Origin of the sequence: Microcoleus sp. PH2017_28_MFU_U_A, assembly GCF_020738035.1 — a bacterium.
In the GTDB taxonomy this organism is placed as follows: Bacteria; Cyanobacteriota; Cyanobacteriia; order Cyanobacteriales; family Microcoleaceae; genus Microcoleus.
On the sequence record NZ_JAEQCX010000111.1, the window covers coordinates 45,094 to 58,539 of the forward strand.

Genomic DNA, 13,446 nt, shown 5'->3' on the forward strand with positions numbered 1-13,446 from the left:
ATTGCAATTAATTATCAAATAGTTTAGGTTAGGTTAGGAGATCGATTGATGAATGCAAAGTTTAAAGTGCTAGCAAGCGCTAGCGCAGGATTGTTGCTGCTAGCGGGTTTGACAGCGAATGCAGTCGGAGTTGGGCAGAAGGCGATCGCGCAAACAGCACCAAAGGGCGAGCGAGATTTAACAGCACAAGCAGCTATAAGTCGCATTAGGATCGTATTTGCCAACCGCAGAGATGCTACAGACTTGCAAAACAAAGCCAATCAAGTAGCGCAAATACTATCCAAAGAAATGGGAATTCCTATTGATGCAGTCATCGGCGACGAAACCGCTGCTGTAGAAGCTTTGAGGGCCGACAGGGCAGATGTCGCATTTGTAGCAGGGCGCGCGGCATTAAAAGCAGAACAATTAGCCAAAGCGCGGATGTATTTAGCAGAAGTTCGCAGCGATTATTCCGGCGGAAATACCTACGATTCTGTATTTGTAGTGCGGCAAGATAGTCCGCTGCGCCCCAAAGGTTCAGCAAAGCAAACCCTCGAACAATTGAAGGGTAAAAAAATGGCTTTCACTTCTCGAACTTCCGGTTCGGGATTTATTTTCCCAGTCTCAGAATTAGTAGGTCAAGGATTAGTCTCAGGCCCGGATAGACTCGAAAGTTTCTTTGGAAATGTTACCTACGGCGATGGTTACGGCAGCGCTTTGCAATCAGTTTTAAGAGGTCAAGCAGAAGTCGCAGCAGTTTCCGAATACGCTTTACTACCGCCTTGGATTACAGCAGAAGAAGGCAAGAAATTGCGAGTTTTGCAGCAGATTCCAGGAGTTCCAGCCCACGGAATTGTAATTGACGATCGCATTCCGGCACCGATGCGCGAAAAACTGATCAATGCTTTCATGAAAATGAACGAACCTGCAAACAATCAATTGTTCCGCAGTTTGTACAATTCCCAAAAATTAGTAAAAGTCGATCATGCGCGCCATTTGGCAACCTTGCGCCAAGCTTTGCAGCGCGCTAAACTCGAACCATAAAACAAAGGTTCGTAGTGAGGACTTCAGTCCGCAAAAAAAGCCGGACAAAAATCCTCACAGTAAAACAAAGGTTCGTAGTGAGGACTTCAGTCCGCAAAAAAAGCCGGACAAAAATCCTCACAGTAAAACAAAGGTTCGTAGTGAGGACTTTAGTCCGCAAAAAAAGCCGGACAAAAATCCTTACACAGTAAAACAAAGGTTCGTAGTGAGGACTTTAGTCCTCAGAAAAAGAAGGACTAAAGTCCTCACTACAAACCTATTTTATTGTAACAGTTAGATCGTAAATTATATTAAGGGCAAAGTTTATCAACAAATATTTACCAAGTTAATACAGCCAATTAAAAGTCAGCTAAACTAAAATTTTTATGTGTATCTCTTACTCATTCTCGCGCGAAGACAATTAAAAAATCTTCCCTCTTCCTTCTTCCCTCTTCCTTCTTCCCTCTTCCTTCTTATTATGACTATCGAATGCAGTAAAATAGAAACAGCTTATTCAACTTCGCTAAAACGCCCGATTTTGAACGGAATTGATTGCAAAATAAAACAGGGCGAATTTGTAGCGCTGCTGGGTTTAAACGGTGCAGGAAAATCCACACTTTTGCGTTCATTTGTCGGATTAGTTCCCGTCAAAACCGGAGAAATTAGAATTAACGATACAGTAATAACTCCGCGCACATTGAGGCGAATTCGGCGCGATATTGGCTTGATTTTTCAAGGCGGCGGATTGATTAAACAGCTACCTGCGATCGACAATGTGCTGTGTGGTTGCTTGGGAGGATTGAATACTTGGGAGACTCTGTGGGGTTTTCCTAAGCAAAAGCGCGATCGAGCTTTTGAATTACTGGCAAACTTCGGACTGCAAGACCTAGCATACCAAAAAACCGGACTGCTCAGCGGCGGACAACAGCAAAAAGTCGCTATTGCCCGCGCCCTCATCCAATCTCCCCAGATTTTACTAGCAGACGAACCCACCACCGGATTAGACGTAATCGCCGCCCAACAAGTAATGGAAATCCTCGCTAAACTGCACCGCGAACAAGGGATGACAGTAGTTGTAGTATTGCACGACTTAGGAATGGCAAGCAGATATCCAGAAAGAGCGATCGTCCTAGATGCCGGTCAGATAGTCTATGATGGCAAATGTCACAACCTGTCCGACAAATTCAGCAAACTAACACCGCCCAAACTAGCAGTGTGAACTCCCCTCTTCTCAACTCTTCCTCTGTGCCCTCTGCGCCCTCTGCGGTTCACAAAAAAAGCCCCTTCATCAAACCAAAAAATAGCCGTACATAAATCTCAAAACCAACTGAAATGATCGAAAAAAAATCAACTAACTTCTCAAAAAAATATAGCTTGATTAAAACCCCAGGTATTACAACAATCTTAATTGTAATTTATGGCTGGGCCTTGCAGGGATTAGAAATAGATGCCACAACATTGGCTAGCAGTTGGCCATACATGACAGATTTTATGTCCCGCTTGTGGCCCCCAAATCTCGAAATTATAGATGTTGCAATTAATGCCTTAATCGAAACAGTTCAAATGTCCTTGTGGGGAACGACTATCGGCGCAATTCTTTCCGTACCGATTGCGATTTGCAGCGCCCACAATATAGCACCAAAGTGGTTGCAATGGCTAGCTAATTTATTGCAAAATGCGGTGAGATCGGTTCCTTCAATTGTCCTGGGATTGCTGTTTGTATCCGCGACTGGTTTGGGCGCGCCTGCTGGTACTTTGGCTTTGGGAATTTATACTATAGGTTATCTTGCTAAATTTTATCAGGAGGCGATCGAGTCTGTGGAAGCGCGATCGATCGAATCGTTGCAAGTGGCGGGTGCATCTTGGCTGCAAGTTGCCCAATACGGCATTTTCCCCCAGGTGTTGCCGCTAGCGTTGGGTTACACGCTGTGGATGTTTGAATACAACATTCGGGCGGCTTCGGTGTTGGGTGTGGTGGGCGCCGGCGGTATTGGTTTTGAATTAGTCAATTATATTCGAGCTTTTGAATACAATAAGGCTACTACGATGATGTTGGTATTGTTAGTTGTCGTGACTGCGATCGATGTTATTAGCAGCAAATGGCGGCAGCGGTTGGAAACGAGGTAATACCAATTATTCAAAATCATTCAACAGTAATAGAGACGGCGGTTGAAACCGCGTCTACACAGACAAACCCACCTCCGTGGGTTGAAGAGTTAATTTTCTAATAGTCGATCGCACATTTCCCCCAAAAGTCGATCGAATTACTCGTAGGGGCGATCGCATTTTGGCGACAAACCTTAACAAAAAACCAAAGATTTTCTGTCCAAAAACCAAATATTCATTGACTCTCGCGCATCAAGGGTTGACCAATATTTGGTAATTATGACTTGTCTGTGGGGGCTGGGTGAAGCATTCGGGTATTGGATGGTAGGTTGGGAATCAACTATTCTCGCCCGAATGCTTCACCCCTACAAATTTATCGGTATCCCGGCGTAGCGTAGCGGGGCGTAAGCCATCGCACAAATCCCCAAAAAGGCGATCGCGCGATCGTATCCACCATCAACAACACCGCAAAAAAAGACGGGGTAGTGCCGTTTCCCCGCCCAAAACAAAGCCACTAAATTGTTTGAAAATCAACAACAACAAAATAAGGACACAGCATTGCCGTGTCCTTATCTTGTTGGGATACAGCATTGCTGTATCCCCGTGCATACCCTTGATATTCAGATTAGAATTCTTGCCGTTTAGAACAAGAACAATTCAGAATTACCCGAAACTCCCAAATTGACATTGACAGTAGCAAACAAACTGTTGCCACCAACCGTCGAACCGTTGCTATCGTAATACAGCTTAGTAGTATTAGCTGCACTATCGAAGAGAGCAATAATCGACGGCGAAGTCAACGTAGACTCGATCGCGCTTACAGTAGCAACAGTGCTGCTGTACCGGTAGAAATTCACACCCAAAGGCCCCGATCCCAACCCAGCAAAAGCAATCTTGTCAATGTTAATTACATCATCAACAATGCTGTAATCCGTAATGATATCCCCGCCACCAGCAGTAGTTCCGGTGAACACAAACACATCAGAACCCAATCCACCGCTGAGAGCATTTGTTCCCAAACCGCCGATTAAAGTGTCATTACCAGCACCACCGGAGATGCTGTCATTACCAGCACCACCGGAGATGCTGTCATTACCAGCCCCACCGTTGAAGATATCAGCACCGGAACCACCGTTCAAAATATCGGAGAACTCAGTACCAGTGACGTTATTCGCCACAGTTGAATTGCCAGTAAACAAGACAGGAGTGGTAAAGTTATAACCGCCCGCACCAGAACCGAAGTTGTAAACTCCAGTTGTCGGGAAAGTACCTGGATTAGTCACTAAATTGACAATGCTACCAGAAGTCGGAGCAGGGGTAGTTGGAGAAGCAACGATCGTCCCTGTGAACACAAAGTCTGCTGTGCCCAAAGTCCCCGCAGCCGTACCCAAATTAGCAACAGTTGTGAAACCGCCTGCCGCTGTACCATTCGAGTCAAACACCAACACCGTCTCGCTGTTCGTATTCGTATATACGAAGAAACCAGGAGTTGTAGAACCACCCACAGCCTTAGCTTGAGCCGCCTCCACAGTCGAATAATTGGCACCGGTGAAAATCACCAATTGTTTGCCAGTAATGTCAGGATTTGAACCGCTCGCACTGACAAAATTCGTAGAAGTCAAATTGCCGAAAGCGTTCGCAGCAAACTGCAATTTGTCAGTTCCGAAGGTAAAGTCAGTAATCGTATCCGGGCCGTCGCCGGGAGCCTTGAAAGCAAAGATATCTGCACCAGAACCGCCAGTCAAAATATCTACACCGGCACCACCGGTGATAGTATCTGCACCGCCGCCACCAGCGATCGTATCTGCACCGCCACCACCGTTGAGGATATCAGCCAACTCAGTACCAGTGACGTTATTCGCCACAGTTGAATTGCCAGTAAACAAGACAGGAGTGGTAAAGTTGTAACCGCCCGCACCAGAACCGAAGTTGTAAACTCCAGTTGTCGGGAAAGTACCCGGATTAGCAACTAAATCAACAATGCTGCTGGAATTTGTAGAAGTACCAGTCGGAGCAGAACCAGTAGCACCAGTAAACAAGAAGTCTGCTGTGCCCAAAGTCCCCGCAGCCGTACCCAGATTCGCAACAGTTGTGAAACCGCCTGCCGCTGTACCGTTCGAGTCAAACACCAACACCGTCTCGCTGTTCGTATTCGTATATACGAAGAAACCAGGAGTTGTTGAACTGCCCAAAGCCTTAGCTTGCGCCGCTTCCACAGTCGAATAATTCCCGCCGGTGAAAATCACTAACTCTTTGCCAGTAATGTCAGGAGTTGAACCCGTCACACCGTCAAAGTTAGTAGTAGTCAAATTCCCGAAAGCACCACTGGCAAACTTGAATTTGTCAACCCCAAAGGCAAAGTCAGTAATCGTATCACCGCCTTCACCGGGAGAATTGTAAACAAAGATATCTGCACCACTGCCGCCAGTCAGAATATCTGCACCGCTACCACCGCTGAAGATGTCAGCAAATTGAGTACCAGTGACATTGTTAGCCTTCGCATCTCCGGTAAATAAGACGGGTGTGCTGAAGTTGTAACCGCCAACACCTGAACCGAAATTATTGCTCGCACTCGGATAGGTATTCCCAGCAGCAGTTAAATCAACAGTGCTGCCGGAATTTGTAGAAGTACCAGTCGGAGAAGTTGCGATCGCACCAGTAAACACAAAGTCTGCTGTGCCCAAAGTCCCCGCCGCAGTACCCAGATTCGCAACAGTTGTGAAACCGCCTGGTGCTGTACCGTTAGAGTCAAACACCAACACCGTTTCGTTCGCAGCATTGTTATATGCGAAGAAACCAGGAGTTGTAGAACTTCCTGTAGCCTTAGCTTGTGCCGCTTCGAGACTGGCATAGGTTCCGCCAGTGAAAATGACTAACTCTTTGCCGGTAATGTCAGGAGTTGAACCGCTAACACCGTCAAAGTTAGTAGTAGTCACATTGCCGAATTCGCTCGATACAAACTGGAATTTATCTGTTCCAGATTTGAAATCAGCAATTTTATCGCCACCTTCTTTAGTTGTGTTGTAAACAAACAGATCTGTGCCACTGCCACCGCTGAGAACATCAGCACCGAGGCCGCCGGTGATGGTATCGTTGCCGTCACCGCCGTCGATGGTATCGTTAAAGTTGCTGCCGACAATGTTGTCATCGCCAGCCAAAGCCTTGAAATTAACTGCGGCCGGATAAGTGCCGAAGTTTAAATTGTCAGGGCCGGAAGTACCGACAGGAACATTTAGTTGCGGGCCGCTGAAGACAAAGTTCCTGATTTGCAGGCTAAATTTCAGCGAGAAACTGGTGACAATTTCAAAGCGCGCCCCAACAGCAAATACCAGCACGGAACGGTTAGTTTCGGCATCTGTAAACTGACAGAAAGTAGGTGCGTCACTGTTGCCGCCCAAAGCTGCAAACCGCGCTTGCAAAGTGGCGATGCTGGTAACGGTGATATCGGCGCTGAAGTCGAGTAAGTTAGAACTGCCGATCGATCCAACAGTAGAAGTAGCCGTAATCGCCAGTCGAGTCAAGCTGGTAAGGCTGAGATTGCCAAAAGCTGCGGCAGACAACTCTAAGAGATCTTCATCAGCCTTAAAGTCAGTAATTAAGTCAGCATCTAGAACTGTTTTAATCTTTTCGCGGGAAACTTTGTAAATAAAGCGATTCTTACCAGCGCCTCCAATTAGAGTATTGGTTCCTTCGCCACCGTCGATCTCATTCTCGCCATCGCCGCCTTTAATTTTGTCATTGCCAATACCGCCGATGAGTTTGTTTTTGCCTTTACCACCTTCGATATCGTCATCGTCATCGCCACCTTCGATATCATTATCGCCATCACCGCCTTTGATTTTGTTTTTGCCTTTACCTCCTTTGATTTTGTTTTTGCCTTTACCACCTTCGATATCGTCATCGTCATCGCCACCTTCGATATCATTCTCACCATCACCGCCTTTGATTTTGTTTTTGCCTTTACCTCCTTTGATTTTGTTTTTGCCTTTACCACCTTCGATCTCGTCATCGTCATCGCCACCTTCGATCTCGTTATCGCCGCCATCGCCACCTTTAATTTTGTTTTTGCCGTTACCTCCTTTAATTTTGTTTTTGCCTTTACCACCTTCGATCTCGTCATCGCCATCGCCGCCGTCGATATCGTTATCGCCGCCATCGCCACCTTTAATTTTGTCCTTGCCTTTGTTTGCTTTAATTTTGTTGGTCTTGTTACCGCCTGTAATGGTATCGTCGCCGTCGCCGCCTTCGATGTCGTTATCTAGCGTGAGCGAACCGACAATCACTTGAGGAGTTGTATTGCCAGCAAAATTAAAGATATTTTGCTCGACATTGAAGCTAAAACGTTGGCTGGTGACAATATTTCTGCCGTCGCTTACTTCAAAACCAAAACTAGCCGCACCGCTAAAACCTTTTACAGCTTGGAAAGTTAACAAATTGAGGCTAATGTCTACTTGAGTGAAGCTCAAACCGACTTGTGTTACCTCTACTCCCTTAAAGAATAGTTTCCCGGTTTTAGCATCAGGGAGCTCCGTTAACTTAAAGACTGTTTCGCTAGCACTTTGCTCGTTATCGACAAACTTCAACAAGTCACCAGTAATAGTTTGTGGCAAGCCGTCGGAACCGACAGTGAGTGTTTTGTTGGCTTGCGATCGCGGAGGGGTACTAACTATTCGACTTGGGGTTGGAGTTGGAGTTGGGCTTGGGCTTGGAGAGCTACCATTAACTCCCAAAAAGTCGCCAGCATTGAGAATCGTGGCGCTAACATTCAACAATAGTGCCAGCACCAACTGATTGCTGCTGAGTCGAATTTCGGTATTGAGGCCGACTTGTACAAACAACAAGCTGCTAAAGTTCAAGCTGCCAGACAGTAGAAACTTGTCGAAGCCGTCTGCGTAGTCAGTGATGACGGAACTTCCGGGAGTGGTATTGTTACCCATATCCATGACAAAAACGTCATTTCCAGCACCGCCGCTACAGGTATGGTTGCCAGTACCGCCAACGATCGTATCGTTGCCAGCATTACCCATCAGCGTATCGTTGCCAGATCCGCCGCCGACAACGCTGTCGTCGCCATCGCCGCCGTCTGCCATGTCATTGCCGTCGCCAGTAACGAGGGTATCGTTGCCAGTACCGCCCATCACGGTGTCGTCACCAGCGCCACCGACAATGCTGTCGTCTCCTTCGTCGCCGCTGCAAACGTCGTTGCCTTCGCCACCGATCAAGGTATCTTTGCCGTCGCCGCCGACAACGCTGTCGTCGCCTTCGTCGCCGCTAACGTTGTCGTTGCCGGCACCACCTGTTGTGGTGTCGTCGCCGCTGCCTCCCATTACGGTGTCGTCGCCGTCGTCGCCGCTGCAATCGTCATTGCCAGCACCGCCGATGACGGTATCGTTATCTTTGCCACCGTTAACGGTGTCATTGCCTTCGCCGCCGTTAACGTTGTCGTTACCCCGATCGCCCCTGACAGTATCGTTGCCTTCGCCACCATTGCAGGTGTCGTCGCCTTTGCCGCCGTAGACGGTATCACTGCCGCTGCCGCCGTCAACGTCATCCTTGCCGTCGTTGCCGTGTACCCAGTCATCGCCGTCATCGCCTTTGCAGGTATCGTTGCCGGTGCCACCAGAAAGAGTGTCGTTGTCTTTGCCGCCGTAGAGGGTATCGTTGCCTTCGCCGCCGTCGCACTTGTCGTCGCCGCGATCGCCTCTTATTTCGTCATCGCCATCGCCGCCCTCGCAATCGTCGCCGTCTTTGCCTCCATAGAGTTTATTTTTGCCACTCTTTCCTTTGAGTTTGTCTTTGCCTCTTTTGCCGTAGAGCGACTGGTTAGCGCCCGTGGCAACAATTATGTCATCGCCATCGGTACCTTCGATCGTCTGCGGATCGCTACCGCTGTCATCTTTTTTGTCTTTGTCTTTTTTGTCGCCCGCACCTTCTTCGGGTACACCGCTCAATTCAGGAATTTTGCTGCTATCATCAGTAACTTTGGGGGATTCGTCCTTAGGCGGATTCGGAACTTTGCCGCTAGTGATGCCGCTGTTTTGTGCGATCGCATCGTCCACTAACTTGCCTAACCCGCTATCGGAATTGATAGCACTAGCATCCCGAAAATCGGCGAGTCGATCGAGCTCGCTGGGGGAAAACACGAGTTTTGGCTGCTCATCATCCAGGGCGATCTGTGAAAACAAAGTGGTTTTTTTTAGGTCAGAAATTTCTGTTTCATCTCGATCTGGAAAAAGTGTTCCCGATACATTTTCCAACATTTCTTCTTTCATCTTTGATATTTCCACAAAAGGGCTGAGTTTCTTTGAGTCAGTTTATCAGCAAGGAGGATGTAGCAGAAGCATAATTTTACAACTTCATACTTTCGCCTGTTAGAGCGGCTGATGTCCTACCTTTCTGTTTATAGATGCTATTTATTTAAACTGCAAGGGGTTATTTCCATCCGTTGCGAGTTGTATATTCTGCAATTGCCCACCCCAAATAATTAAGCCGCGACATACACCCCAAGTCCTGCGCCGGAGCGCAACTCGCTTTTGATGTTATCCGTAATTTCTACAGTAAGCCGCGCCTAAATGGGCCGGATTGTAGATTTTCTACGTAATTTCTACAGTGGATTTGCAGAATGTAAACTCGCAACTGACAACTCCCACATAACTACCCAAAACCTTTATTACCCAAATTTTACCTTGCTTTTCCTGCGATCGAGCCTAGTTGCCTTAACTTTTTGTAACACTCCCAGCTCTGACAAATCCTTCCCTGACTTAGGATTTGCATCTCTTTTGCCAGTGACTGTACGCTCCTAATTTTAGTTCCCGATGATTAATAAATAAATTAGATGATTCGCCCCGGCAAATATTTGTTTTAATTTTCTGTCGTATAAGTTTATCTGAATTCGAGCCAGCCTCGCGAACTGATAAGATTTTGTATTTTAGAACAAAATAGCAATTCTGCCCAATAATATCTGGCTCAATACAGATTTTCAACAGTTGACAGTTGACAGTTGACAGTTGACAGTTTGAGAGCGGCCTCTACCGAAAAGTCCGAGTATTGGAGTAATGAATAGCCTGATTTTAATTTCTCCCGCTCCGGGTTCCGGCTTTCGACTAATTCTTTCTTGTAAAATTCTATAACACATAGCAATAAACACATAATTTATACGATTTTAGGTTTGAGATTTTAAATTTGAGATTAGTAATGACAGATTTTGTATTGTCTTGAACCTTGCCTACAATTGCATTAATTTTTGCCAAGAAGAATGGGTTTAAATTCTCCTCCTTTTAGGGGGAAATAAAACAAAATTCTTCACTGTTTCAATCCTCTTCCTTTTATGGAGAGGTAGCCCTCAAGCGGTCAACAGTCAACTGTCAACAGTCAACTGTCAACTGAAAAGTGGCATTGTTTTTGGTTAAAATTACAAGCTCGATCGGCATTTTGAGCGCAAATGACCCGTGGTGGACACGATAAACCCGGTTTATTTGTAAGTTTATGGTTGCCTTTTCCCAATATTTCACCGAAAAAGAGGCTGGATGAGGCTCAGTCCTCTAGATGAGAAAAATCCTGGTTGCTGGAAAGGGCTGGAATATTCGATAGCAGTTGTATTCTGAAAACTTCTCGGACACTTGACTTTATTTTTCCTGCTTCACTTTAGCTAGATTAAGACAGTTAAACAAAAAAATAACATTAACATAGAAGCGGTAAATTAGCAATAATCGATGAGGAATTTTAGAGGGTCGCTCTATCGATTAGCGATCGCCGCTCAGGGCTTATGGATGAGGACTCAGGGCTTACGGATGAGGACTCGCCGGCTGACCAATTCATTAATTGACACAAAATCAAGATTTGAAATGGGGGGTTGATGGTAGAGGATAAGTGGTGAGGACACAGCGATCGATCGCTACCGCCAAAAATTTACTCAAAATTGCCTGCGATATTGCCCTGAAACAGGTGGGCGATAGCTGAAGTAATCTTAATAAGAACTAGAGATCCGCCTGGTAAAGTGCCTCCTATTTAACTTTACTGAGCAATGACAAACTCAAGTTTCCGACGAATGTAAAGGGGTCTGCGGTAGAGGTGCAAAATGTTCAAAATAGCAAGATTGGAGAAAATTCGGCTTTCACCAAGCCATAGGGCAATCAAAACTAATAAACTGTTATTAAAGTACAAGTTTTATAGCCTCAAAGTGTTTGAACAAATATATTTGATCCCAGCGATCGCCCGATCGGGGGAAGCGCATTCAGAAACTTTGATTGAAAGAGTAAAAATTAGTTGGCCGATCGCGATTGCTAGCTGCAAAAACGCAGGCACATTCAGACTTGAGGCGGGGGGGCGCTAAATTGGTGAGCCAAGAATTTAAACTCTCAGTCACCCCAGTTGGGGACGACGAATATCTAGTGCGGACAGAAAAGGTTGCACCCGGTGTACCCTTAGCAGAGCAACAAGTCCGCTGGCCGATCGACCAATGGCTGGCACTGTCTGCTCAACTGATGAATGACCCGATGGTGGGCGTGTTCCAAGGAACTGGTGCTGCCGGTCGCACAGGGCGATCGACAAAAAACTCAGCGCCGAATTTAGTAGCCCTGGGGCAACAATTATACAGCGGACTGTTTCAAGGAAACTTGCGCGATAGCTGGACTTGCGCTCAAGGCATCGCCCAGCACCGCCGAGAAGTGCTGCAACTGCGCCTGGGACTCAAAGGCAGGCACTTGCCGCGGCTGCCGTGGGAAGTGCTGCACGCGGGCGATCGCCCTTTAGCAACCGGCACCGATGTCGTGTTTTCCCGCTACCAACCAGGTACAAGTTTGTTCAAACAAACCCGGGTGGTACCCAGCAGCGGCCCGCTAAAAATTTTAGTGGCGATCGCCTCTCCGAGCGATCGAGACAGCTTGCAGCTCAAACGAGAAGCGCTCCACTTGCAACAAGAACTGCAAAACCGGAGCGCTAATCCCCTCAAAAACGGCCCACACTCCGAAATTCAACTGACGATTCTCGAACAGCCCGATCGAGAACAGCTTACTCAAGCCCTAGAACAAGGACACTACCAAGTCTTGCACTACGCAGGCCACAGCAACTTAGGTTCCAGAGGTGGCGAACTCTACCTAGTCAGCAGCCGCACCGGGTTAACCGAAACCTTGAGCGGCGACGACTTAGCCGGATTGCTGGTTAACAACGGCATTCAGATGGCCGTGTTCAATTCCTGCCGCGGGGCCTACGGCGACCCCTCAGACATCGGCGAGGACAGTTCGGAACGCAATTTAACCGCAGCCTTAATCAAGCGGGGCATTCCGGCAGTGCTAGCAATGGCAGAAAGCATTCCCGACGATGTAGCCCTAACTCTGACGCGACTGTTTTACCGCAACCTGAATCAAGGCTATCCAGTCGATCTCAGCCTGAGTCGGGCCAGGGCGGGACTAATTTCTGCCTACGGTTCTCACCAGTTATACTGGGCTTTGCCGATTCTCTACCAGCACCCGGACTTTGACGGCTATCTGACGGGCGCCCCAGCCCAAAGCGGCCCATCCGGTTCTCCGGTGCCAAATTTAATCCTACCGGGAACGCCGTCGGCGGGAGGGGGTACAGAATGGAAGGCGCCGCCTGCACTCTCGACGATCGCCCCATACCCGCCAACCGCAGCCAATCAACCGCAGGAGTCAGACACAGATGACGGCGAAGTCTGGGAATATTTTCCCGACCAATTAAAAGATCGCAGGGATTGGGTTCACCAGAGCGATCGGTCTTCTGCTGCTAATTCACCGAACTCTATTCCTAATTCTGAGTCGGCGGCGATCCAAGCAACTCGGGTAACTACACCGACTCCGAAATCGTTCAAACAATCGGGATTGCAAAAATGTCTGGTAGTGATGCTTTGCTTGTTCCCCGTTGCTGTGAGTGCTGGCTTGTTTGGGTGGCGGCACTCACAGCAACGAGGCACGAAACCAGAAGAGTTACTGCCGGCGGTACGGACTCCCCTGTCGCAAAATTACTTGCAAGAACGTCACCAAGCAGAATGAAGAAGCAAGAAGGCATCAAACAGTTCACTTAATCTAAAAGGAAGGAAGAAGAGCAACAGAGCCAGCTTGAGTGCAAGCTGTATTTTACGTTTCATTTAGGATCGCGAATTAAATAATTTACACATATTTGTGGGATGGGCGTCCCGCCCGTCCAGAAAGGACGGGCGGGACGCCCATCCCACAAGAAGAATAAAAATTGTAAGTTATTTAATTCTTATTCCTTAAGTGAATTTACCGCTCGTAAAAACATGGACAAAGCTACCCAAAAGTAGTCAATGTTAGACATCTACGTTAGTAATTTTAGTCCACAGTCCTAAAACTACAGGAATAA

General features: G+C 47.3%; 8 protein-coding genes. 5 read left to right on the plus strand and 3 right to left on the minus strand.

Going from position 1 to position 13,446, the window contains the following annotated elements:
• Positions 1-48: 48 nt before the first annotated feature.
• The 3 genes from JGK14_RS25910 to phnE all read left to right on the plus strand — a co-directional run bounded on the left by JGK14_RS25910 (position 49) and on the right by phnE (position 3,129).
• A complete protein-coding gene (locus JGK14_RS25910; protein ID WP_293185187.1) occupies positions 49-1,023 on the plus strand; it encodes a phosphate/phosphite/phosphonate ABC transporter substrate-binding protein in 975 nt (324 codons plus the stop codon).
• Between the two features lie 457 nt (positions 1,024-1,480).
• On the plus strand, positions 1,481-2,221 hold the full coding sequence (locus tag JGK14_RS25915; RefSeq protein WP_293193379.1) for a phosphonate ABC transporter ATP-binding protein: 741 nt from the start codon (positions 1,481-1,483) through the stop codon (positions 2,219-2,221).
• 113 nt (positions 2,222-2,334) lie between these two features.
• Complete coding sequence (gene phnE, locus JGK14_RS25920; RefSeq protein ID WP_293317929.1) at positions 2,335-3,129, plus strand: phosphonate ABC transporter, permease protein PhnE; 795 nt, start codon at positions 2,335-2,337, stop codon at positions 3,127-3,129.
• A gap of 54 nt (positions 3,130-3,183) precedes the next feature.
• Here phnE and JGK14_RS25925 read toward each other — a convergent pair whose 3' ends face one another.
• The 3 genes from JGK14_RS25925 to JGK14_RS25935 all read right to left on the minus strand — a co-directional run bounded on the left by JGK14_RS25925 (position 3,184) and on the right by JGK14_RS25935 (position 9,380).
• On the minus strand, positions 3,184-3,309 hold the full coding sequence (locus JGK14_RS25925; RefSeq protein ID WP_293185190.1) for a hypothetical protein: 126 nt from the start codon (positions 3,307-3,309) through the stop codon (positions 3,184-3,186).
• 164 nt (positions 3,310-3,473) lie between these two features.
• Complete coding sequence (locus JGK14_RS25930) at positions 3,474-3,623, minus strand: hypothetical protein (RefSeq protein WP_293213004.1); 150 nt, start codon at positions 3,621-3,623, stop codon at positions 3,474-3,476.
• A 126-nt stretch (positions 3,624-3,749) separates the two neighbouring features.
• Positions 3,750-9,380 carry a cadherin-like domain-containing protein gene (locus tag JGK14_RS25935; RefSeq protein WP_325315648.1) on the minus strand — a complete coding sequence of 1,877 codons (5,631 nt, stop codon included), beginning with the start codon at positions 9,378-9,380 and terminating at the stop codon, positions 3,750-3,752.
• 1,805 nt (positions 9,381-11,185) lie between these two features.
• On the opposite strand from JGK14_RS25935, the gene JGK14_RS25940 reads away from it, so the two are divergent.
• Together JGK14_RS25940 and JGK14_RS25945 are read left to right on the plus strand one after the other, a co-directional pair.
• Positions 11,186-11,440, plus strand: coding sequence for a hypothetical protein (locus tag JGK14_RS25940; RefSeq protein WP_293198368.1), 255 nt, complete (start codon positions 11,186-11,188; stop codon positions 11,438-11,440).
• 4 nt (positions 11,441-11,444) lie between these two features.
• Complete coding sequence (locus tag JGK14_RS25945) at positions 11,445-13,115, plus strand: CHAT domain-containing protein (RefSeq protein ID WP_293198371.1); 1,671 nt, start codon at positions 11,445-11,447, stop codon at positions 13,113-13,115.
• Positions 13,116-13,446: the final 331 nt, after the last annotated feature.